At 61.5% G+C, this 22,466-nt stretch carries 18 protein-coding genes; 15 read left to right on the plus strand and 3 right to left on the minus strand.

What is annotated here, in order from left to right; translation table 11 throughout:
* Window position 1 precedes the first annotated feature (1 nt).
* Entirely contained in the window at window positions 2-1,141 is a 1,140-nt protein-coding gene (locus JHW44_RS03420; RefSeq protein WP_245847388.1) for a Hint domain-containing protein, read from the minus strand.
* Between the two features lie 203 nt (window positions 1,142-1,344).
* Between JHW44_RS03420 and JHW44_RS03425 the strand changes: the two genes are divergently transcribed.
* Entirely contained in the window at window positions 1,345-2,556 is a 1,212-nt protein-coding gene (locus tag JHW44_RS03425) for an NADP-dependent isocitrate dehydrogenase (RefSeq protein ID WP_089345679.1), read from the plus strand.
* Between the two features lie 36 nt (window positions 2,557-2,592).
* Here the strand turns inward: JHW44_RS03425 and JHW44_RS03430 are convergent, their stop codons facing one another.
* Window positions 2,593-3,468: a helix-turn-helix domain-containing protein gene (locus JHW44_RS03430; protein WP_089345678.1), complete on the minus strand. Its 876-nt coding sequence runs from the start codon at window positions 3,466-3,468 to the stop codon at window positions 2,593-2,595.
* Window positions 3,469-3,581: 113 nt separating this feature from the next.
* Here JHW44_RS03430 and JHW44_RS03435 point away from each other — a divergent pair, with 113 nt between their 5' ends.
* The 5 genes from JHW44_RS03435 to JHW44_RS03455 all read left to right on the plus strand — a co-directional run bounded on the left by JHW44_RS03435 (window position 3,582) and on the right by JHW44_RS03455 (window position 8,790).
* Window positions 3,582-3,788 carry a DUF2061 domain-containing protein gene (locus JHW44_RS03435; RefSeq protein ID WP_089345677.1) on the plus strand — a complete coding sequence of 69 codons (207 nt, stop codon included), beginning with the start codon at window positions 3,582-3,584 and terminating at the stop codon, window positions 3,786-3,788.
* 62 nt (window positions 3,789-3,850) lie between these two features.
* Window positions 3,851-4,519 carry a phosphoribosylformylglycinamidine synthase subunit PurQ gene (purQ, locus tag JHW44_RS03440; RefSeq protein ID WP_089345676.1) on the plus strand — a complete coding sequence of 223 codons (669 nt, stop codon included), beginning with the start codon at window positions 3,851-3,853 and terminating at the stop codon, window positions 4,517-4,519.
* Window positions 4,520-4,677: 158 nt separating this feature from the next.
* The gene (locus JHW44_RS03445) at window positions 4,678-6,375 is read left to right on the plus strand and encodes a sensor histidine kinase (RefSeq protein WP_336385719.1); all 1,698 of its coding nucleotides are present in this window, start codon (window positions 4,678-4,680) and stop codon (window positions 6,373-6,375) included.
* A 19-nt stretch (window positions 6,376-6,394) separates the two neighbouring features.
* Complete coding sequence (locus JHW44_RS03450) at window positions 6,395-7,720, plus strand: sigma-54-dependent transcriptional regulator (protein ID WP_089345674.1); 1,326 nt, start codon at window positions 6,395-6,397, stop codon at window positions 7,718-7,720.
* A 77-nt stretch (window positions 7,721-7,797) separates the two neighbouring features.
* Window positions 7,798-8,790 carry an IS30 family transposase gene (locus JHW44_RS03455; protein WP_272850296.1) on the plus strand — a complete coding sequence of 331 codons (993 nt, stop codon included), beginning with the start codon at window positions 7,798-7,800 and terminating at the stop codon, window positions 8,788-8,790.
* Between the two features lie 98 nt (window positions 8,791-8,888).
* Here JHW44_RS03455 and JHW44_RS03460 read toward each other — a convergent pair whose 3' ends face one another.
* Entirely contained in the window at window positions 8,889-10,034 is a 1,146-nt protein-coding gene (locus JHW44_RS03460) for a hypothetical protein (RefSeq protein WP_089345863.1), read from the minus strand.
* 213 nt (window positions 10,035-10,247) lie between these two features.
* On the opposite strand from JHW44_RS03460, the gene metZ reads away from it, so the two are divergent.
* The 9 genes from metZ to JHW44_RS03505 all read left to right on the plus strand — a co-directional run bounded on the left by metZ (window position 10,248) and on the right by JHW44_RS03505 (window position 22,464).
* On the plus strand, window positions 10,248-11,447 hold the full coding sequence (metZ, locus tag JHW44_RS03465; protein WP_089345864.1) for an O-succinylhomoserine sulfhydrylase: 1,200 nt from the start codon (window positions 10,248-10,250) through the stop codon (window positions 11,445-11,447).
* A gap of 80 nt (window positions 11,448-11,527) precedes the next feature.
* Window positions 11,528-12,490 (plus strand): GTP cyclohydrolase FolE2, encoded by a 963-nt coding sequence (gene folE2, locus JHW44_RS03470; protein WP_089345865.1) that lies wholly within the window; start codon window positions 11,528-11,530, stop codon window positions 12,488-12,490.
* Between the two features lie 69 nt (window positions 12,491-12,559).
* Window positions 12,560-14,938: a UvrD-helicase domain-containing protein gene (locus JHW44_RS03475; protein ID WP_089345866.1), complete on the plus strand. Its 2,379-nt coding sequence runs from the start codon at window positions 12,560-12,562 to the stop codon at window positions 14,936-14,938.
* 31 nt (window positions 14,939-14,969) lie between these two features.
* Window positions 14,970-16,259 (plus strand): SpoIIAA family protein, encoded by a 1,290-nt coding sequence (locus tag JHW44_RS03480; RefSeq protein ID WP_179217795.1) that lies wholly within the window; start codon window positions 14,970-14,972, stop codon window positions 16,257-16,259.
* Between the two features lie 230 nt (window positions 16,260-16,489).
* Window positions 16,490-17,563: a hypothetical protein gene (locus JHW44_RS03485; protein WP_089345868.1), complete on the plus strand. Its 1,074-nt coding sequence runs from the start codon at window positions 16,490-16,492 to the stop codon at window positions 17,561-17,563.
* Window positions 17,564-17,566: 3 nt separating this feature from the next.
* A complete protein-coding gene (locus JHW44_RS03490; RefSeq protein ID WP_089345869.1) occupies window positions 17,567-18,691 on the plus strand; it encodes a hypothetical protein in 1,125 nt (374 codons plus the stop codon).
* 134 nt (window positions 18,692-18,825) lie between these two features.
* Entirely contained in the window at window positions 18,826-20,751 is a 1,926-nt protein-coding gene (locus JHW44_RS03495; protein WP_089345870.1) for an AAA family ATPase, read from the plus strand.
* A gap of 43 nt (window positions 20,752-20,794) precedes the next feature.
* A complete protein-coding gene (locus JHW44_RS03500; RefSeq protein ID WP_089345871.1) occupies window positions 20,795-22,186 on the plus strand; it encodes a DUF6638 family protein in 1,392 nt (463 codons plus the stop codon).
* Window positions 22,183-22,464, plus strand: coding sequence for a hypothetical protein (locus tag JHW44_RS03505; RefSeq protein ID WP_089345872.1), 282 nt, complete (start codon window positions 22,183-22,185; stop codon window positions 22,462-22,464). Before JHW44_RS03500 ends, JHW44_RS03505 begins: the two co-directional genes overlap by 4 nt.
* The last annotated feature ends 2 nt before the right edge of the window (window positions 22,465-22,466 follow it).

Here is a 22,466-nt window from a genome sequence, read left to right on the forward strand (position 1 = left end):
GTCAGTTGAACAGCGCGCGTCTGTTGCGCATATGTCGTGCCACCATCTGGCGGGCCCGTCTGCCGGTGGCAAAGGGCCGCGCAGCGGGGAAGGGTTCGGCCATGTCGCGCAATTGCGGAAACAGCGTGAACAGTTCTTCCGCAGCTTCGCCCAGCCCCGAGATCGCCTGTTTCCCCGGATAGAGCGATTCCGTCTCGGCACCATTCGAGGTCAGGATTTCATGGCGTTCGAACAGCAGATGGACATAGGTGACCGGCGCATTGCCCGAGGTGGCACGGATGCCGGGAAGGTCGGTCAGCTTGCAGGCCGCGATCAGCAATTCCTGCGTGCCATACATGCGTTGCGCGATGGGTGAGCGCAGCAGGATGCGGTGCTGGGGTGAGACCAGCAGCGGCTGGTCGGGGATATCGACGCCAAGTGCCCCGACCTCGATGCGGATCGGGCGCAGATTCGGATGGGTCCGCAATTCCCTGGTCGTCAGGCTGCGTTGCGCGCGCCAGCGCAGGGGCTGTGGCCCGTGGTCCCTGGTCATGACCATCTCGCCCGGCGCGATCTGCTCGATCGGGCGCGACCCTGATTCGGTCAGGATCAGGGTGCCGCTGGCAAAACAGGGCACAAAGCCTGTCAGGTCATGTCGTCCGGCATAGGCGGCATTGTAATCGGTGGAAAAATATTTCGCTGATGGAAAGCGAATCGAGACGATGGGCAGGGTGGTCATCGCCTCGATCTCGGAGGTGTCACTGTCCTCCATGGGGGGCGGCATCAGAAAGACATTGCCGCCGGTGTCCTGGATGACCCGCAGGGTGGTCTGCACGCGATCAGTGCTGCCGTCGGGCAGAAGCCGCGTCACCTCGACATTGCGTGCGGTGAAGGCGCTGTCGATTTCATGTGATTGCGCGGTCGAACCGGGCAGACTGTAAGAGATTTCTTCCTGATGTCCGAACCAGTTGTTGGTCAGGATGACGCCGTCATCATTGTCGTCCTGCATCTCTACCTGAACCCGCTGCCCATATAACGGATCATCGGGCGACCCAAAGCTGGTCCGGGCGAAATGCGCCGTCGCCCGTTCGGCAGAAAAGCTCCATTCATTGCGATCAAGATCGGCGAAATTGCCCAGATAGATCATGGTATGGGTTGGCATATCGACAGTTCCTGCGTGGCGGTTACAGCCACGATCTGCCATGCAGCTGTTTAAGAACCGCTTTGCCGGGTGCGCCAAAATGCCGACAAGTTTAGCTGTCTGCAGCCTGTGCCGATTTTGGCATACAAAGGCATACCGTCTTTTCTTTTGCCTCGGGAACCGCTATGAGGCAGCAGATCCTGACGCCAACAAGGGGACCATCCATGTCCAAGATCAAGGTAGAGAATCCAGTCGTCGAACTCGACGGCGATGAAATGACCCGGATCATCTGGGATTTTATCAAACAGAAGCTGATCCTGCCCTATCTGGATATTGACCTGAAATATTACGATCTGGGCATCGAAGAGCGTGACCGTACCGACGACCAGATCACTGTTGACGCCGCCGAGGCGATCAAGAAATACGGTGTGGGCGTGAAATGCGCGACCATCACCCCGGACGAAGCCCGCGTGGAAGAATTCGGCCTGAAGAAAATGTGGCGTTCGCCCAACGGAACGATCCGCAACATCCTGGGCGGCGTGATCTTCCGTGAGCCGATCATCTGCAAGAACGTCCCGCGGCTTGTGCCCGGCTGGACCCAGCCGATCATCGTCGGCCGTCACGCCTTTGGTGACCAGTATCGCGCGACCGATTTCAGGTTCCCCGGCAAGGGCAAGCTGACCATCAAGTTCGTCGGCGAAGACGGTGAAGAGATCGAGCACGAAGTGTTCCAGTCGCCAAGCGCCGGTGTCGCCATGGCGATGTACAATCTGGATGACTCGATCCGTGATTTCGCCCGGGCCAGCATGAACTATGGTCTGAACCGTGGCGTTCCGGTCTATCTGTCGACGAAGAACACCATTCTCAAGGCCTATGACGGTCGCTTCAAGGATCTGTTCCAGGAGATCTATGAGGCCGAGTTCGAAGAGAAGTTCAAGGCCGCCGGCATCACCTATGAACACCGCCTGATCGACGACATGGTCGCCAGCGCGATGAAATGGTCGGGCGGCTATGTCTGGGCCTGCAAGAACTATGACGGCGATGTCCAGTCGGATACCGTTGCTCAGGGCTTTGGCAGCCTTGGCCTGATGACCAGTGTCCTGATGACGCCGGACGGACAGGTGGTTGAATCCGAGGCCGCGCATGGCACCGTGACCCGCCACTATCGCGAGCATCAGAAAGGCAATGCGACCTCGACCAACTCGATCGCGTCGATCTTTGCCTGGACCGGTGGTCTGAAGCACCGCGCCAAGCTGGATGGCAATGATGCGCTGATGAAATTCGCCACCACTCTGGAAAAAGTCACCGTGCAGACCGTCGAAGACGGCTTCATGACCAAGGATCTGGCTCTGCTGGTGGGTCCGGACCAGAAATGGCTGACCACGATGGGCTATCTGGAAAAAGTCGACGAATATCTGAACAAAGCTCTGTCCTGAACAGAACTCTGACAATCTGAACAGGGCCGCGCTGGATCAGCGCGGCCCTGATTCGTTGGGGCGCTCCAGCAGCGATGCCAGCACATCCGGCAGATCGCGGGCGCCATGTTCGGCCTGACGCACCAATTGGTCGAAATGCGCTGTCAGCATCCGCACCCGGTTGCTGTCGCGGAAGACCAGATAGTTCTGGCCGATATAGATCGCCGCCATCAGCGGACCGAAGACGGTCAGGGGTGCGGAAAAGACCTGCCGCGCATCATAAAGATACAGCCGCAGCGCCGGGTAAAGCTGGTCGGTCACATCGCGCATATACTGCAGCTGGCCGTTGCGGAGCGGCCCGGGCATGTCGCGGTAATATCCTTCGCCCCGTGCCAGCATCTGCAACTCTTGCAGGGGCAAGGCGATTTCCACATCGGATGAGGTCTGTCGCATCCATTCCAGCCGCCGTTCCGAGGCCTCGATGGCCTGCTGGCTGTCGCGGGTGACGTGATTGCCATATTCCCAGCGCAGGGTTTCCCGGGTTTTCAGCAGATCGGGCAGGCCGGTGGGCACATGCCGGATCTTGTAGCCCGTCGCCTGCCGATGCCATTCATAGATCTGGTCGTCGATCAGCATCCGCGTGGCCTTGGTGACCTGCAGCGAGGCATCGACCAGGTCGCTGGCCATCTGCTGATGTTCGCTCAGCCCCAGCAGCCAGTCGGTGCTGATGCCGAAATGCCGTGCCGCCAGCGCGATCAGATGGGCTCCGGGCATGCGTCCGCCCTCATCGGTCAGCAACTGCGAAATGGTGGATCTGTCCACGCCGGTCGCCCGCGCCAGGCCGGATTGGGTTTCGCCGGTCTCGGCCATGATCTGGGACAGGCGGGTGCGCAGCTCTCTGGCCAGTTCTCTTTTGTCGATAAAATCACTCATGTGGTGATAATTATCACGAAACGAGACATTCTGCTAATGATGTTCAGAATTTCTGCGGGCGGCCAACTGGGTTAACTTCAAGGCGAAGGTAGAGAATATGGAAAGGACCCCTGATGGAATCCCGTGTCAGATCAGTAACCAAGGCGGTGGTGTGGCAGGTGATCGGCCTGTTGGGCATGACGCTTGTCGGTCTGGTGATGACCGGATCGGCCAGTGTCGCCGGTAGCATGGCACTGATGAATGCCGGCATCGGATTTGCGATGTATCTGGGCTATGAACGCCTCTGGCAGCGAATTCAGTGGGGCCGGATCGCGCGCTGAGGCTTTTCTGTGGCGCAAGGCTGGGCTATCAGTGCGCGCAGCACCCTACAGGAGCCCGTGTCATGAAAGCCGCCGTCATCACCTTTCCCGGATCGAATTGCGATCGTGATCTGGCCGTTGCCCTTCAACAGGCCGGGTCCGAGGTGACGCAGGTCTGGCACAAGGATACCGCTTTGCCCGATGGCACCGATCTGGTGGCCGTGCCGGGCGGATTTTCCTATGGCGATCATCTGCGCTGCGGCGCCATTGCAGCGCATTCGCCCATTGCCGGCGCGCTGCGCGATCATGCCGCGCGGGGCGGTTACGTTCTGGGCATCTGCAACGGCTTTCAGGTTCTGACGGAACTGGGCCTGCTGCCCGGTGCCCTGATGCGCAATCAGGGCCTGACCTTCATCTGCAAGCCCGCCACGCTGCGCGTGGCCACCACCGACAGCGATTTCACGTCGGGCTATCAGGGCGGACAGACCATCACGATCCCGGTCGCCCATCACGATGGCAACTACCAGATCGCGCCGGAAGGTCTGGCCGAGTTGCAGGATCAGGACCGGATTGCCTTTACCTATGCGCCCGCGATCAACGGGTCGGTGGCCGATATTGCCGGGGTGTTGTCGGCGAACCGGCGTGTGCTGGGCATGATGCCCCACCCCGAACGCGCGGCCGATCCGGCCCTGGGCGGACAGGATGGCGCGGCCATGTTCTCGTCCCTGATTGGCGGATTGCAGCACGCGTGACTTGAGCGGCGGCCATTCTGGGCCTAAATTGCGTCAGTTAACGATTTTGTCGGATCGACGCGGTGAGTAGGAAAAAGACAAACAGCCACAGCGGGAAGACCCGCGTGGGCGGTGCGGCGCAACCGTCCAACCCGTGGTGGCTTCGTTCCGCCATCGGGGTGATCTGTTTGACTGCCGTCGCGGCCGTCTGGGTGACAAACTCCTGGCTGACCGAGCGTTTTTCCGAAAATACCCGCGTTCGGGCCGATCTTCGGCTGGCGCTCTATACCGGCAACCTGCGTTCCGAACTGGATCGAAACGAGGTCGTGCCGCTGCTGCTGGCGCGTGACCCGGCATTGATCGGGGCGCTGAACAGTTCGGATTTCTCCAAGACATCGGCACGGTTGATCGCTGCGCAACAGGAAATCGGTGCCGCATCGATTCGCCTGCTGGATGCCTCGGGGCGGACGGTGGGCTCGACCGATCGCTATCAGATCGGCGCGAATAATGTTTCCACACCCTATTTTGTCGAGGCACTGCGTTCACGCGATACCGTTTTTACCGTCTCGACCACGGATTCGGGCGCCTATGAGTTCAACCACTCGCGCGCCATCATTGCCGATGGCAAGACCCTGGGGGTGATCGTGGTGGGGGCGGATCTGACCCGCCTGGAGAGATCATGGGCCGGGATTGCCGATGCCGTGGTCGTCACCGACAGCGAGGGTTCGATCATTCTGGCGACCGAGCCACGCTGGCGCGGGCTGCCCCTGCCCGAGGCCCTTTCGGTGCGCTCTCCGACCTCGGCGATCCAGCGGGCCTTTCAGGTGACGGCGGATTGGACCTCGCCCCCCGCCGATGCCTATCTGCAGGGGCGCGCGGTGATGCGCAGCGAGGCCCGGATTCCCTTTCGCGGCTGGAAGATGATCAGCTTCACCACCTATACGTCGACACGCGAGCGGGTGAATGCCGTTCTGGCGCTGGAGATCATGGGATTTGCGATTCTTCTGGCCGCGACCTTCTATGTGTTGTCACGCCGGGCCCGCATGCAATCGGCGGCCTATATGCGCGAATCCGCCGATCTGCGCGCCTTGAACATGCGCCTGACCCGCGAAATCGCCGAACGCGAGCGTGTGCAGAAGGAATTGCGCGTGGCCGAGCAGACCGTGCAGCAATCCTCCAAGCTGGCCGCCCTGGGCGAGATGTCGGCGGGCGTCAGCCACGAGTTGAACCAGCCTCTTGCGGCGATGAAGACCTATCTGGCGGGGGCGCGACTGTTGCTGCAACGCGGGCGCAGCGAAGAGGCGCTGTCCAGCTTTCAGCGGATCGACGATCTGATCGAACGTATGGGGGCCATCACCCGCCAGCTGAAATCCTATGCCCGCAAGGGCGGAGAGGCCGTCGAGCCCGTCGATCTGCGTGCCGCTGTCAGTTCCGCCCTGACCATGATGGAGCCGCAGCTGCGCGCCCGTACCATCCGCATCACGCGCAATGTTTCGCGCGGAAAGGTCATGGTCCTGGCCGATCGCATCCGGCTGGAGCAGGTGATCATCAACCTGCTGCGAAACGCCGTGGATGCCGTCAAGGACAAGCGTGATGCGTGGATCGAAATCACCGTGGAAAGCGGTGCTCACGCCTATGTGTCCGTTCGCGACAATGGTCCGGGTGTTTCGGACCTCGAAAAGCTGTTTGAACCGTTCTGGACAACCAAGAAACCCGGAGAGGGTACGGGCCTCGGCCTGGCCATTTCTTCGACCATCGTGGCGGATTTCGGAGGCCGCCTGACCGCACATAACGAAACCGAGGGCGGGGCGGTGTTCCGTGTCGAGCTGCCTTTGCACCGACCCGGTCATCCGGCCGAAGCCCTTGCTGCAGAATGAGACCGAGAGAGGAACAGATATGTCCCGCAAGCTGAAGATCGCGATTGTCGATGACGAACCGGATATGCGGGAATCCATCAGCCAGTGGCTGGTCCTGTCAGGATTCGAAACCGAGACATTCGCCAGTGCCGAAGAGGCGCTGAAGGTCATCGGCCCTGATTGGCCGGGTGTCGTGGTTTCGGATATCCGCATGCCGGGCATGGATGGCATTGCCTTTCTCAAGCGTCTGATGGGGCTGGATTCGGGCCTGCCGGTCATCATGATCACCGGCCATGGCGATGTCCCCATGGCGGTCGAGGCCATGCGGCTGGGGGCCATGGATTTCATGGAAAAGCCGTTCAACCCCGACAAGATGACCACCTTGGCGAAAAAGGCCACTCAGGCGCGACGGCTGACATTGGACAACAGGGCGCTGCGGCGCGATCTGTCCGAGGGTCAGCAGGTGATGTCCAAGCTGATTGGCTCCAGCCCGGTCATGGAGCGGCTGCGCGAGGATATTCTCGATCTGGGGCAGGCGGATGGCCACGTGCTGATTGATGGCGAAACCGGGACCGGCAAGACGCTGGTGGCCCATGCACTGCATGCGGTCGGGCCACGCGCGTCGCGCAAGTTCGTCCCGGTCTCCTGCGCCGCCTATAATGACGAGGCATTGACCGCGCGGCTGTTTGGCCCGATGGAAGATGGCTTGCCTGCCGTCGAAGAAGCGCGCGGCGGAACGCTGTGCCTCGAGGACATCGAGGCGCTGTCCGAACCGCTTCAGGCGCGGCTGCTGGCCTTTATCAGCGAACAGGCCGGCGCGGTCGAGGCGCGGATCATCGCGATCTCGAATGCGCGCGGGGAAGGTCGCAAGGCCGAGGATTCGCTGCGTCCGGATCTGTTCTACCGGCTGTCGGCGCTGAAGATCACCCTGCCGCCGCTGCGGGCGCGGGGCGAGGATATTCTGGCCCTGTTTACCCGCATGGCCGATCAGTTCGCCGAGGAATATGGTTGCGAACCTCCGCAGGTCAGCGCGCAGGAGGCCGCGCAGTTGTTGCAGGCCCCCTGGCCGGGCAATATCCGCCAGTTGATCAATGTGGCCGAGCGTGCAGTGCTGCAGAACCGTCGCGGATCGGGCAGCATTGCCTCTTTGCTGATGGCGGATGGAGATGACAACCAACAGGCCACGACCACCGAGGGCAAGCCGCTGAAGGAATATGTCGAAAGCTTCGAGAAAATGCTGATCGACAATACCATGCGCCGCCACAAGGGCAGCATCGCCAGCGTCATGGAAGAACTGTGCCTGCCGCGCCGGACGCTGAACGAGAAGATGGCAAAATACGGATTGCAGCGCGGAGATTATCTGTAGGCGAGGGCATAACTGGCACATTCTAGATTGGGTTGCGACAGTTCCCCTATCTTGCTGGAAAGCAAGGAGAATGGAAGATGGCCCACATAGAGCTGGATTTGCGAGAACGGCGCACAATTGAGGATATGCTGAACGCAAAGACGCCCGTGAGCAAGATCGCGGCTTCGCTCGGCAGGCATCGCTCTACTGTCTACCGGGAAATCAAGCGCAACCGCTTTGAAGACAATGAACTGCCATATCTGAACGGCTACTACGGTGTGAACGCGCAGCGAGCCGCGGCCGCCAGACGCATGCGCCGCCGCAAACTCGTGCGATTGAAAGAACTGCGCAAAGCAGTGATCACCCAATTGAAGGAAGGCTGGTCACCAGAGCAGATTGCCGGCCGTCTTTGGTTTGAAGGCCAACCGGTGCGCGTGAGCCACGAGACCATTTACGCTTACGTCTATGGCCCCGATGGCCAATCCGAAGAACTGGCGCGCCACCTGCCGAGCCGGCGCAAGAAACGGCAGCCGCGCCATGCGCGCAGGCCGCGCGGCCTTGTTTTCCCGCCGGAGCGCTCCATTCATCAGCGCCCGGAGCACGTGAAGTCCCGCGAGACATTCGGTGAATGGGAAGGCGATCTGATGATTTTCGAACGCGCCCAGGGCAATGCCAACGTGGCCACGCTTGTAGAGCGAAAGACGCGGTTTGCCGTCTTGTTCAGAAACCAGGACCGGAGCACCACACACCTGATGAACCGGCTGATGGACGTCATGGAACCCCTGCCCCAGCCGGCGCGGAGCTCCATCACTTTCGACAGAGGGATCGAGTTCCGGAACTGGCGCAAGCTCAAGCCTGGGATCGGAACGGAAGCGTGGTTCTGCGATCCCCAAGCGCCCTGGCAGAAAGGATCCGTCGAGAACCTCAACAAGCGGGTCCGCCGCTACCTGCCACGGGATACGCCTGTGGCCGCGCTCTCAAATCGCTCGATGAAGGCGATTTGCGACCGCTTGAACGGCACACCCAGAAAATGCCTCGGATGGCGCACACCGGCTGAAGCCTTCAGGGACGAACTCATGAAGCCAGGATAGAAGGAAGCGTCGCAACGACCCTTGAGCCTCCAACTGCTGCAGTCAAAGAAAAAGGGGCGGTTGATCCGCCCCTTTCCGATTCCGCAAGGTCTGGTCGCTCAGGCGAAGACGAAATGGTCTTCGTTCATGGCGACGGTATAGCTGTCGTCGATCAGGCTGCTGGGGGCGACCATGCCGTTGACCGGATCGATGAAAGCGCCCTGGGGCATGACATCGGCCTCTTCGCCATTGGCGTTGACTCCGCCATAGAGGTAATAGTCCGAGGCAACACCCTCGCCGCCCAGAACGACCGCCTTGAGGTAGGAATCATCGGTCAGATAGCTGTCCGAAGCGATCAGATCATCGACCAGTTGCTCGACGAAAACATCCAGATCGGTGGGCATGTCACCTTCAAGGTTCAGATCGACAATCCGCAGGCCGTTCGAGTCGAAGTCTCCGGCATCGACGCCGCCCTGCTGCACGAAGGCAAGGGTCAGCACGCTGATCGGGGCCTCCATGTCGGGGAAATCCAGAACCACGGACATGGGCTCTTCGGCATCGGTGGCGTCGCCTTCGACGAAGGTGCCGGTATCGGCCAGCTTCATGCTGCCGTCAGACAGGCGCCCGGTGCCATTGACGCGGATGCCCAGTTCCGCATCCGCAAGTTCCGACAGATCCGAAATGCCCAGATTCTCCATCGACACGACAACCGCGCCTTCGGTCGTATTGGCATCACATTGGCCAGTCGTTCCGATGGTCTGGGCAAAGTCGAAGCCGTCCAGGGTGTCACCGTCGGAATCGACGCCGGTCATGCTGTTGTTGCGACCCAGTTGGCTGATTGCGCCGCCGTCATTGTCCAGATCGACAAAGAAGCCGTTCAGATCAGCGGTGCCGCCGGTGAGTTCGTAGTTGAACACCACATTTCCGTCGTCATCCGCATGCGCGGTGATCTCGACCGTCACGTTCTTGGGGCCTTCCAGGGCCCAGGTTACCGTGTCGGCACCTTCCGGAGCCTCGGCCGGTGCCGCCGAGGCGTCATGGCTGCTGTCGGATTTGTCGTCATGATGCCAGAACTTGCGGCCATGGTCGTGGCGCCCGTGGTCGTGGTGGTCGTTGCGCGCGTGGCTGCGATCATTGTGATCATTGTCCCGGCGGTCGAAAAAATCCCGGCGTCCTTCATGGCGGCTGTCGTGACTGTCGGAATGCCGATCAAAATGTTTATCGAAACGATTGTTATCGAATCCAAATGCCTTGCGAAAACGCATTACCCTGCTCCATCGTTAAATACAGGGCGCAAACTATCGGCGGAAATGTGCTCATGTAAGCTGTCTAAAAAGATATTGTATTGACTTGATAAAATCCACCTCTGGTTGTTATTTGCGGGTTCCCGTCCAACATTTTGCCTGCAGTTCGCCGGGGTGCTTGCACGGTCGGGCCGGCGGCGCTAACCCCGGAGCAATATCCGAAAGGAAAAGACCATGGCCGGAAAGCCCAAGACCCCTTGCCCCGATGACGTTCACCCCCGGACCGCCGCCGTTCATCACGGCACCCGGCGCAGCCAGTATGGCGAGATGTCCGAGGCGATCTTCATGACGCAGGGCTTTGTCTATGACAGTGCCGAGCAGGCTGAAGCCCGGTTCCTTGAAAGCGGGCCGGATGAATTCATCTATGCCCGCTATGGCAATCCGACCAGCCGCATGTTCGAGGACCGCATGTCCGCGCTGGAGGGAACCGAGGACGCCTTTGCCACCGCCAGCGGCATGGCCGCAGTGAATGGCGCGCTGTTTTCCATCTGTGCGCCGGGCGATCATGTCGTGGCGGCGCGGGCGTTGTTCGGCTCTTGCATCTACGTGCTGGACCTCTTGGCCAAATTCGGTGTCGAGGTCACCTATGTCGATGGCACCGACCTCGACCAGTGGGCCGGTGCGATCCGTCAGGGCACCAGGGCCGTGTTCTTTGAGTCCGTGTCCAATCCCGGGCTTGAGGTCACGGATATCAAGGCCGTCGCCGAACTGGCCCATGCGGCGGGGGCCATGGTCGTTGTCGACAATGTCTTTGCCACGCCGGTCTTCTCGCGCGCGGTGGAACTGGGCGCCGATGTCGTGGTCTATTCCGCGACCAAGCATATCGATGGCGGCGGACGGGCGCTGGCCGGGGTCATCTGCGGAACGCGCGATTTCATCCGCAAGACGGTCGAGCCCTATGTCAAGCATACCGGCGGCGCGATCAGCCCGTTTCATAGCTGGATCATGCTGAACGGGCTGACCACCATGGATCTGCGGGTGCGCGCACAGGCCGATACGGCCGACAAGGTTGCCCGCGCGATGCAGGGGAATCCGCATCTGTCGCGTGTCGTCTATCCGGGGCTTGCCGATCATCCCCAGCATGAGCTGGCCATGCGCCAGATGGGGGCGGGGGGCACGATGATTGCCCTGGAGGTTGCCGGGGGAAAGGATGATGCCTTTGCCGCGCTGAACCGGCTGCGGATCGTCAAGATCTCGAACAACCTGGGAGATGCGAAGTCCATCGTGACACATCCGGCAACCACGACCCATCAACGCCTTTCCGATGAGGCCAAGGCAACCCTGGGAATCTCTCCGGGTCTGTTGCGCCTGTCCATCGGCCTGGAAGATCCCCGTGATCTGATCGCCGATCTGACCCAGGCGCTGGCGGGCTGAAGATCATTGCAGCTCGGGGCTTTCGCAAATGCGTGAAAGCCCCCATATTGCGCCAGAGTTCCCCCAAGGAGGATGCCCGCTTGACTGATGCACGCCCTCTCGTTCCGGCTTATCCGGCGCTTGTTCGCGAATATGACGCGGAATTTCGCGTGGATGACGACTATCGCGCTGGCCTGCCGGATTTGCAGAACGGTCCGGCCAGCCTGATCGTGGGCGCGCGGGCGCCGATCCAGCATGTCGGCATTTCCAACTTCCGCTTGCCGATCCGCTATCAGACGCGGGCGGGGGGCGAGGTCGCGCTGGAAACCAGCGTGACCGGCACCGTCAGTCTGGATGCCGACCGCAAGGGCATCAACATGAGCCGCATCATGCGCTCTTTCTATGGGCATTCCGATCACCTGTTCAGCCTGTCGGTGCTGGAGGCGGCGCTGGATGACTACAAGGCCGATCTCGACGCCTTTGACGCGCGGATCCAGATGCGCTTTTCCTATCCGGTGCGGGTGGAATCGCTGCGTTCGGGTCTGTCGGGCTGGCAGTATTACGACATTGCCCAGGAGGTGATCGAGCGGAAGGGCGAGCGGTTGCGGATCATGCATTTCGACTATGTCTATTCCTCGACCTGCCCCTGTTCGCTGGAACTGTCGGAACATGCCCGTGAATCCAGATCGCGTCTGGCGACGCCGCATTCGCAGCGATCGATCGCGCGAATCTCATTGGTGATGGCGGGGCCCGAAAAGGTCTGGTTCGAGGATCTGGTCGACCTGTGCCGCCGCGCCGTTCCGACGGAAACGCAGGTCATGGTCAAGCGCGAGGATGAGCAGGCCTTTGCCGAGCTGAACGCCTCGAACCCGATTTTCGTCGAGGATGCCGTGCGCGCCTTTGCCAAGGAATTGCAGGGCGATCCCCGGATCGGCGATTTCCGCGTCGTGGCCAGCCATCAGGAATCCCTGCACTCCCACGATGCCGTCAGCCTGCTGGTGGACGGGCCGACCTTTGCCCAATCCTCGCTGGATCCGATGACGTTCGAAAGCCTGCGCGTCTGACGGTGGATTGCGGAACAAAAATGGAACGCGGGCTTTTCTTGAGGCACCGGGGCGCATATGGTGAGGGCTATGGAGCTTCTGGACGATTCCGACGATTTCGATGGGGTGCCGCTGTCGCAACGCGCGATTGCCGCACGCCCCGCGCCCTATCTTGAGGGGCTGAACGCCGCGCAGCGTGCTGCCGTTGAAACCCTTGACGGGCCGGTGCTGATGCTGGCCGGGGCCGGGACGGGCAAGACCCGGGCGCTGACCACCCGCATTGCCCATCTGCTGGTTCAGGGCAGGGCATGGCCCAGCCAGATTCTGGCGGTGACCTTTACCAACAAGGCCGCGCGGGAAATGAAGGACCGCATCGGTCGTTTGCTGGGCGAGTCAGTCGAGGGGCTGCCCTGGCTGGGGACCTTCCATTCGATCAGCGTCAAGATCCTGCGCCGCCATGCCGAGTTAATCGGCAATGGCGACCTGCATCTGAAACCCAGCTTTACCATTCTGGATACGGACGACCAGATCCGCCTGCTGAAACAGTTGATTCAGGCCGAGAACCTCGATGAGAAGCGCTGGCCTGCGCGGCAGTTGGCGCATCTGATCGACGGCTGGAAGAACCGCTGCCTGACGCCTGCCAATCTGCCCAAGGGCGAGGATGCGACATTCGACGGCTGGGGCGGGCGGCTGTATCAGGCCTATCAGAACCGCTTGCTGACGCTGAATGCGGTCGATTTCGGCGATCTTCTGATGCATTGCGTGACGCTGTTTCAGGCCCATCCCGATGTTCTGAAAAGCTGGCAGGATCGGTTCCGCTATATCCTGGTGGACGAATATCAGGATACCAATGTCGCCCAATACATGTGGCTGAGATTGCTGGCGCAGGCACACAGGAATATCTGCTGCGTGGGTGATGACGATCAGTCGATCTATGGCTGGCGTGGGGCCGAGGTGGGCAATATCCTGCGTTTCGAAAAGGATTTTCCCGGCGCCCAGGTGATCCGGCTGGAACAGAACTATCGTTCAACCCCGGAAATCCTCGCGGCGGCCTCGGGGTTGATCGCGGCCAATGCGGGCCGACTGGGCAAGACGCTGTGGACGGATGCCGAATCCGGCGAGAAGGTGCGTCTGATCGGCCATTGGGACGGCGAGGCCGAGGCCCGCTGGATCGGCGAGGAGATCGAGGCCTTCCAGGGTGGCCACCGGGCCTCGATGGGACCGGTCAGCCTGAACGATATCGCGATTCTCGTCCGGGCCTCGCATCAGATGCGGGCCTTCGAGGACCGTTTCATGACCATCGGTCTGCCCTATCGCGTGATTGGCGGCCCGCGCTTTTACGAACGTCAGGAAATTCGCGATGCGATGGCCTATTTCCGGCTGGTCGTATCGCCCGATGACGATCTGGCCTTTGAACGCATCGTCAATACGCCCAAGCGCGGGCTGGGAGACAAGGCGGTCAAGACCATCCAGTCGGCAGCGCGCAACAATGGTGTCAGCTTGCTGGAAGGCGCGCGCATCGTTGTCGAGGACAAGCAACTGGGCGGCAAGGGGCTGGCCAATCTGCGCGACTTCGTGACCGGCATCGCGCGCTGGCAGGTGGATGCGCTGAACAGCGCGGCCAGCCATGTCGAACTGGCTGAACGGATCCTGGATGAATCCGGCTATACCGCGATGTGGCAGAACGACAAATCACCTGATGCGCCGGGGCGGCTGGACAACCTCAAGGAACTGGTCAAGGCGCTTGAGGAATTCGAGAATCTTCAGGGCTTTCTGGAACATGTCGCGCTGGTCATGGACCGCGACAAGGATGAGGCCGGTGAAGAGGTCAGCATCATGACCCTGCATGGGGCCAAGGGGCTGGAATTTCCGATCGTCTTCCTGCCGGGTTGGGAAGACGGGCTGTTCCCGAACCAGCGGGCGATGGATGAAAATGGCACCAAGGGCGTCGAGGAAGAGCGTCGGCTGGCCTATGTCGGCCTGACCCGTGCCGAGCGCATGGCGACCATCACCTTTGCCGGAAACCGCCGCCTTTATGGGCAATGGCAAAGCGCGATGCCCTCGCGTTTCATCGACGAATTGCCCCCGGAACATGTCGAGGTTCTGACCCCGCCCGGCCTTTATGGCGGTGGCTATGGTGCAGCAATGGCCCATGCGGGTGGTGCGCCCGCAGCCGGAATGCAGGAGCGCGCGGCCCGGGCCGATGTCTACAATTCGCCCGGCTGGAAGCGGATGCAGGCCCGCGCGGCGGAACGCAAAACGCCAATACCCCGGGCAACGGTGACCATTGATGCGGATCCTGCTGCCGGATTCAGCGTTGGTGACAAGGTGGTTCACGCCAAATTTGGCCAGGGTCAGGTCATGGGCATTGCCGAGGGCACGTTGACGGTGCAGTTTGAGGCTGGTTTCAAGAACATCAAGGCCAGCTATGTCAGACCGGCCGGTGACGATCAGGACGTTCCGTTCTGACTGCGGTGGGGCCGGAAACAGAGGAAAGCGAATGCTGAATATCCATGTAGACTCCGACAGGAATATCATCACCGCCCGGCCCGAAGGACTTATCCCTGCTTCTGAATTCGAGGCGCTGGGTGAGGCTATTGACAGCTACATCAATGAACGGGACCGGATGCCGGGACTGGTCATCCATCTGAACGCATTGCCCCATTGGCAGGGCCTGTCCGCGATGCGCGCCCATTTCGAGGTGGTGCGCGAACATGGCGTGGTTCTGCCGCGCGTGGCGATTGTCACCGACAGCAAGGGATTGGCCTTCCTTCCCAATCTGGCCGATATCTTCGTGCGTGCCCGCGTGCGTCACTTTGATCAGCGCAATGAAGCCGAGGCCATCTCCTGGGCCGGCGCGGCAGAGCATGAGCCCGAAGGCTATCTGCTGCTGGACGGTTATCCTGACAATGTGATCGCCATCCGTGCCGTCGGCGAGGTGACCTCGCGTGACTATGAAGACCGGCTGATCCCTCTGGTGCGCAAGAAGGCCAAGGCGCATGGCAAGGTGCGTCTGCTGATGCAGCTGGGTCATGATTTCGACAAGTATTCGGTGGGGGCCATGTGGGATGACGCCCGCCTTGGCCTGACCAACTGGCGCAGTTTCGAACGGATCGCGATTGTCAGCGACATTGGCTGGATCACGCGTTCGATCAAGATGTTCGCCCCCCTGATGCCCAGTGAAGTCGCGGTCTTCCCCGATGAGGCGCTGGATGCCGCCTCGGACTGGATCTGTGAAGGCAGCGCTGCCGTCGTGACGCCACCTGCCGTCAAGCCCGCGCCGAAACCGGCAACCCGCAAGCCAGCCGCTACAAGGTCGCGCCGCAAGACAACGACGGCCAAGGTCGCCGCCGAGCCCCAGGACGCCGCCGCCCCCAAGGCCACAACAGCAAAACCCGCGACCACCAAGGCTGCGACCAGCAAAGCCGCCACGACCAAGGCCGCAAATGCCAAGCCCGCAACCGCAGCGCGCAAGCCTGCCACCGCCAAGGCGAAGGCTGGCTCTGCCGCCAAGGCAACCGCGCCCGCACCGGCGCCCAAGGCTGCGGCAAAGCCTGAAGCCGGAGTTGCGGCGACCCGGACCCGGCGCAAACCGGCCAGCACGGCGACCTCATCTCAGGCCGAGCAAGCCGCAAAGCCCGCAACCCGCAGCCGACGCAAGTCCGCGACGACCGCGACATCAAAGCCAGCGGAAACCTCTGCACCCGCCAGCGCGCCCGTTGCGAGCAAATCGACGGCGGAAACGCCTGCAGCCAGCGCCCCCAGCACCCCGGCCAAGCCTGAAAACTAGGCTGCTCTCAAAACGCCCGCGCCTTCCGGGCGCGGGCCGTGCAATGGCCTCTATGGCCAGCCTGCGCGCGGATGAGGGATGAAACTTCCCTCGGCGGGGCTGCCGCGGCGATCTGCGTTGCCTTGTGCGTCATCGCGGCAAGGCGACTTCCGGCTGATCGGTCGCGCTGCCCCTTGCGTCATGGGGTGGGCGGCCTAACATCAATCGGAACACAGGATGGAGGGGCCGTGATGGCATCGCTGGAACAACAGATCGACGCCAGCCGCAAGCAGGTGTCGCTGACACAGGGCAAGATTGCGGAAATGACTGCCCGACTGGACAGCGTGTCGGCCAGGGCCGATGCGGCCTCATTGCCGGTGGATGTGGCCAATGCCACGCTTGAAGACGTGCATGCCCATAACGAGGCGATGAATGCCAATATCGCCGAACTGATCATGGGGCTTGACGATGTGACCGCCGGATTCAGCCGTGATTTCGACGAATTGCGCAACAAGACCGGCTGGGAGAAATTCGTCGGCATCTTTGCTCGCGGGAAATCTGAATCGATGCGGCAGGAGCGCCTGCGTTCGGCCAGCATCGACGACAAGCTGCAGGATCTGATCTCGAAATCCGATACCATCACGCGGCTGCTGCAAGGGCAACTGGACTTGCTGAACGAGCAGAAGCAGAGGGTCGAAGAGAACCTGACACGGACGCTGAGCGAACGCGAAGAGACTGTCGCGACGCTGGAATCGTTGCGCGAACGGATCAGGGACATGGATCCGGATCTGATCCGGCTGGAAAACAAGCTGGCCAGCACCACCGATGCGACCGAACGCACCCGGCTGGAGACACAGCTTGCCAATGCCAACAAGGATCACAATGCGCTGGTTCAGGAAGAACAGGTGACGCTGGCACGCTCGCAGACGCTGGAACGCTATATCGAGGCGGGCAAGACCTGGGTGGACAGTCTGCAAAATCAGGCAGCGACGCAGATGGTGCTGATCAACAAGCTGCAGACCGACACGCGGCAGCGGGTCGTGCTGTATGATGCGCTTACAAAGTCGCTGAAAACCGCGCAGCAGCAGGATGTCGCCCATCGTATCAACGAGATCGGCGTCAAGACGGACCAAGAGGCGCAGGCGGCCATGGCGGCCATCGGCACCGCGACGAACGACCGGATGGCCGATATGCTGGAAGCTCATGGCGATCATATGGTGTTCGCCCGCAAGGTTCTGGAGGAAAAGGCCAGGGCGGACGAGCGATTTGCCCGCCGCTTTGGCGAGATCGTCAAGAAACACGACAGCAATCTGTATGGTGGCTGACCCGTGGCCGAAACCGGAAATCTGGACGCCGATCACCACGCGTTGGAAGATGAGCCGACGGCCCGTGCCTTTTTCGAACAGGTCGGGCAGATCGCGGATGTCCTGCCTGCGGCCCTGACGGAAATGCAGCGCGACGGGTTGTTCACGACAATCGAGACGGCGGTCATGAACGGCTATCTGCAGGCGCTGTCGACCAGCATCAGGGCGCTTGCGATGAAATATCTGGTGGCCGGTCGTATTGACGGGCCGCTGCGGCGTCACGTGACCATCGACATTCACGAATCGGGTTTTCCGGTCTGGTCAGAAATCGCCCAGACCGCCGCCGATGCGGCGCAGGCCGACGAGGAGCTGTCGCGCACCCCCACGCCCGAGGCAATCAAGGATGACATGATCCGTCAGATCGTCGGGGATCTGACGGTGCCGACCCGGCTGCAATATGCAATGTCGCAGCGGCTCTATTATCAGGCCTTGGCGGGGGGTGGGTTGTTCTGGCCGCAAATGCACCCCCAGGGCTATTGGCTGTCGGGCGCAGAGGGCGAACGTCGGCGCTGGTTGCTTCATTGGGCGGTCTATGACAGCCAGTTGAACGTGCCGGTGCTGTATCTGATGGATGTGGATGACAGCGGGCGCCGTCCCTTGATCGAGGATGCGCGGCGCTGGCCCGAACTGCGTGCCTATCTTCTGGCGCAATCCGTGACATCGCTGCAGTTGCTGACCATCGCGCGAGGCTTTGACAGCGATTTCGACAACCTTCACCCCATGCGGTTGCGGCGGATCGTGCTGGGCCCGATCTATTCGCAGCGTTTCACCGTGCAGCAGGGGCCAATCCGTGAGGTCCTGAAAAACGCCTATGCAGGCGAGGGCGAGGATTGGGCCATGGCCATGACTGTCGAGGATCTGCAGTCGGAAAAGGCGATTGTCGAACCCAAGGGCTTTTTCGGCGTGGTCGAACGCCAGCTGTTCCAGTTGGACCCTTTGGCCGTCGGCCAGGGAGCCGGTTCGGTCACGCGCGCGCTGATCCTGCCGCAGCGGCCCTATCAGGCGCTGGCAACGCTGGACCCGACCGGATTTCGCGACATGCGCAAATATGTTCCCGCTCCGGACGGGCGCGTCGCATCCTATCGCTGAAGGGAACAGCGAAATTGTCATGGCGATCCAATCATGTTCTGATCCATCTTGCCGGAAGGCCCCGGCACGAAGGGATCGCCTCACCGGCTTCGGGTGCGGTCATTTGTCGTGTTTTGTGATGTAAAGAGGTTGGGATGGACGCCCGCAACGAAATGGAACTGCCCGAGGAAGAGATCAGGCGCTTTTACCCGCAGGCGCTGTCGCTGCTGACCGGCTTTGAACATGCGCCGCGTCTGGGGCACTCGGTGGTTGAAGCGCAGGCCGATCTGTCAGCGGGTATTGCCGCGCCCTCGCGCTTTCGACCGACCACGCCGGGCCTGCTGGGGCGAGGGACGGGGCGGGCGGATGGTGTCAATCTGCTCGAGCGGATCGAGAATGCCGGTGGGGATGAATTGCTGACCCCTGCAGCGGCGACCCTGGCGCGGGTTCTGCGCCGTGCCGTCGCGATAGCCATGGCCGTCGCCGAGGATGTCGCCGCCCGTTCGGGTGGGGGCGAGCTGAAGCGGATCAATCTGGAAACCCGGTTGCCCGCCGCTCGGCATCGCGAATTTGCCGAGCTTCTGGCTGTCGAATCGCTTGCCGCGCTGTCGGTTCTGGCCAATGCCACGGCGTTTCTTCTGGCCGAACATGAGGGCACCTATAACGTCGAGGGTGTAACCTCGGACGAGGTGCTGACCGACAACCCGCAAACCGCCCTGCAGGGCGCGCTGTGGGAACTGGACCAGAACCTGTCGCGTCACGCGCATGATGACCAAAGCCTGCTCGCCACGGCGCTGGCATGGGCCGAGGCGCTGTCTTCGACCGTTGCTGCGCGGGGCGAAACCGCGCCGCGCGTGGGTGCCTTTACCGGTGCCGCCTGGCGGGTGGCCGAGGATGATTTTCCCATTGCCGGTTTCGCGCCGCCTACGCGGGCACATGGCGGCCCGGTGGCGATGAGCTTCAAGAAACCCGAAGAGGTCGTCGGCAACGCCATTGCCAAGCACCAGGCCATCCGCCTGGCGCGGATGCTGGTCGCCTATGATTTCGACCGGATGATGAACCCCTTTGTCGAGCTGGGCGGATTCGTCTTTACCTTTCTGGGCGACGGTCGGCCCGGCACCGGCAAGACGACGCTGATCCAGATGATGGCCGGGCTGATCAATGATTATTGCCTGATGGCGGGCTATCCCTTCCGCTATCGCAATCTGTCGGTGGACAGTATCGACAGCTATCAGGGCAAGTCTGGCCAGAATGCGCGGGCTTTCGTCAATGCGATCATTGACCCCAAGGTCATCGCCTTTGGCAGCATCGACGATATCGACCAGATCGCGGGGAGACGTGGCGACCGACAGTCTTCCTCGGGTCAGCAAGAGATCACCGCCGTTCTGATGGAGGCTTTTGCCGGTGCCTCGACAGTGGTGCGCGGCAATGCCACCTTCGGGATGTTTTCCAACCATGCCGAGAATATCGACGATGCCCTGCGCCAGCGTGCCTCGGCCCGCTTTCTGATCGATGGTCCAAAGAGCCGCGATGATTACATCGATATTCTGGGCCTGTTGATGGGGCCACGGCATGATATCCCGATCGGCGATCACGACCTGATGCGCGCGCAGGCCATGCAGCGGGCGGTGGCGGCCGAATATTCCCGCCATTCGCGCCCCGCCGAGGAAGGTCTGGCGCGGGTCTTTGACAGGGTCAGCCGTGAATTCGGCCCGCTGGACAATATGGCCGATCTGGGCAGCTATCTGCATGCCATCGCCCGTGCCGAGCCTCGTTTCACAGGCCGTGCGGTCAAGAATATCACCGATGCGGTCAAGGCACGGGCCATGGATTTTGACATGCCCGACGAATGGTTCGAAACGCCCGAGCCTTTCCTGCATCAACCCTATGAGCGCAAACTCCAGATGATCGAGGCGCTGCGCAAACCGGTCACGCCCGAGATGGTCGTGCAGGAAATCAACCGCTACGCCGACAGCGAATGGCGCTATGCCGAGAATGCCGATGAAAGGGCCATTCAGGAGGCGGTGCGGAGCATGGAGCGCATGGCCGAGGCCCGTCGCAGATTCGAGGGCGGAGGATGAAAACGCCCCCCATGACCGCCCGGCGCAACAAGGCTGTTGCAAGGTGAGACGGCTGATCGAAAAAGGCCTGATGTTTGGCAATCTGATCCGGGTGGATTCACCGGCATGGCTGGGATTGTATAACCGGGCCTTGGCCAGGCTGACCGGACGGGAAACCGCGCTAGGCGAATTTCACATCGACATCAGCGGCTTTTCACCCGAGGTCGGGGATGAGTTGGGCGACATGGACTATCTGTCTCCCAGGGGCGGGGAACGACAGTTCATCCTGCTGACGACGGAACAGAAAACCGCGCCCTTGCTGAATTCCGAACTGTCGGTGCTGCGCGATGTTCTGCGCCGGTTCATCACCGAAAATGAAAGCCAGCTGTTCAGCCTGACGGCGCGGGATGCCGTGATCGGCCAGATCGACGACCGGGTCTGGTCACTTGAGACCCCCGCCGATCTGGCGACATTGCGCCATCTGAGCATCGAGGCCGATACGACCGGCAACCATGTCGCCGAAGCCGAGCGGCTGGGCGAAATGATCGACCGCTTCCGCAGCCGACCCGATGCCTGGTGGGACGATGTGCTGATCGCCCGGATGATCGAACAGGCCCGAAAATCCGGAGATGTGCTGCGCAATCCGGTGCGGCTGGCCCATACCCAATTCGCCATGCCCGATTTCTGGACGGCGGATTTCGGCGGCGTCTATGTCATCCGCTCATGCCAGCAACCGGCGATGATCTTTGCAGAGGCGAAGCAACAGGTCGAAGTCTCGGGCTTTCTGACGCTTTCGCTGGATGACAGGCATCAGGTCGCGGCCTGGCTTGCCCGCAACGCTCTGGCCGAACCGATCATCAATGCAAACGGTGCGGATGCGGCGGCGATCCTGCGTCAGAAGATCGACTTCATTCTGGCTGATGCCGCGATAGGCCTGGGCATTGAGACAGGCAGTGGCAGTCGCAGCGAACTGCGCCGAGCGGCGGCCCGGATGGGGCCGGACCTGCCTGACGAGATATCCGGGCTGTCCGCGCTGCATCGCTATGCCGAAAGCGGCGGTGACTGGCCGGTGATCGACAGCGGCGACCCGGCCTATTTCTATGCCTTGCGCGCCACTTCGGGCCCATTGCGCGACCTGATCAACAGGTTGTTGTCCGAACTGGCCCCCCGCGATGTCCGGCAGCTGTTCATCACTCATAAACCGCTGTTCTATAAATTGTATCAAGGCTGGCCGGACAGCCAGCGGGACTATGTGGTGGGCATTCTGGCGCGGGAATACGCGATGGACAAACAGGGCACGCGCGAGGCGCTGTTCGGCGCCGAGCCGGACATGAGCGAGACCGGGAGTGCACCGGCACGCTCTGGCCCATGGGGTCCGGCCCGTGTTAAGCTGGCCGAGGCCGCGCTGGTCCGGCCGGCCGGACCATGGGGTCGTGCATCCGGAGGGAACGATTGATAGCGCTGTTCCGCCTGATCGTATTGGTGTTTCTGCTGGAAGCGATGTTCTATCTGCTGCTGCGGATCTATATACGATCCCTGCGCCGTGAGCGTCTTGAAGAAATCTGGGATGAACGCCATCCCGACAAGGCGGGCGACAGCGCAGCGCGGGATGAATTCCTGCGCAAGTCGATGGTCGGATTCGACCGCACATTGAAGTCCCGGCTGCTGTGGCTGGTCTTCATCCTTCCGACAATGGCGATCATGGGGATCGTCTATTGGGTGAACTGGCAGTAGGA

The sequence above is a fragment of the Paracoccus seriniphilus genome, assembly GCF_028553745.1.
Taxonomy (GTDB): domain Bacteria; phylum Pseudomonadota; class Alphaproteobacteria; order Rhodobacterales; family Rhodobacteraceae; genus Paracoccus; species Paracoccus seriniphilus.

Coding starts and splice junctions, on each gene's coding strand:
- metZ (WP_089345864.1), top strand. CDS start 10,248: ATGGCCGGAAAGCCCAAGACCCCTTGCCCCGATGACGTTCACCCCCGG.
- JHW44_RS03435 (WP_089345677.1), top strand. CDS start 3,582: ATGGAATCCCGTGTCAGATCAGTAACCAAGGCGGTGGTGTGGCAGGTG.
- JHW44_RS03460 (WP_089345863.1), bottom strand. CDS start 10,034: ATGCGTTTTCGCAAGGCATTTGGATTCGATAACAATCGTTTCGATAAA.
- JHW44_RS03430 (WP_089345678.1), bottom strand. CDS start 3,468: ATGAGTGATTTTATCGACAAAAGAGAACTGGCCAGAGAGCTGCGCACC.
- purQ (WP_089345676.1), top strand. CDS start 3,851: ATGAAAGCCGCCGTCATCACCTTTCCCGGATCGAATTGCGATCGTGAT.
- JHW44_RS03425 (WP_089345679.1), top strand. CDS start 1,345: ATGTCCAAGATCAAGGTAGAGAATCCAGTCGTCGAACTCGACGGCGAT.
- JHW44_RS03475 (WP_089345866.1), top strand. CDS start 12,560: ATGGAGCTTCTGGACGATTCCGACGATTTCGATGGGGTGCCGCTGTCG.
- JHW44_RS03485 (WP_089345868.1), top strand. CDS start 16,490: ATGGCATCGCTGGAACAACAGATCGACGCCAGCCGCAAGCAGGTGTCG.
- JHW44_RS03455 (WP_272850296.1), top strand. CDS start 7,798: ATGGCCCACATAGAGCTGGATTTGCGAGAACGGCGCACAATTGAGGAT.
- JHW44_RS03420 (WP_245847388.1), bottom strand. CDS start 1,141: ATGCCAACCCATACCATGATCTATCTGGGCAATTTCGCCGATCTTGAT.
- JHW44_RS03495 (WP_089345870.1), top strand. CDS start 18,826: ATGGACGCCCGCAACGAAATGGAACTGCCCGAGGAAGAGATCAGGCGC.
- JHW44_RS03480 (WP_179217795.1), top strand. CDS start 14,970: ATGCTGAATATCCATGTAGACTCCGACAGGAATATCATCACCGCCCGG.
- JHW44_RS03450 (WP_089345674.1), top strand. CDS start 6,395: ATGTCCCGCAAGCTGAAGATCGCGATTGTCGATGACGAACCGGATATG.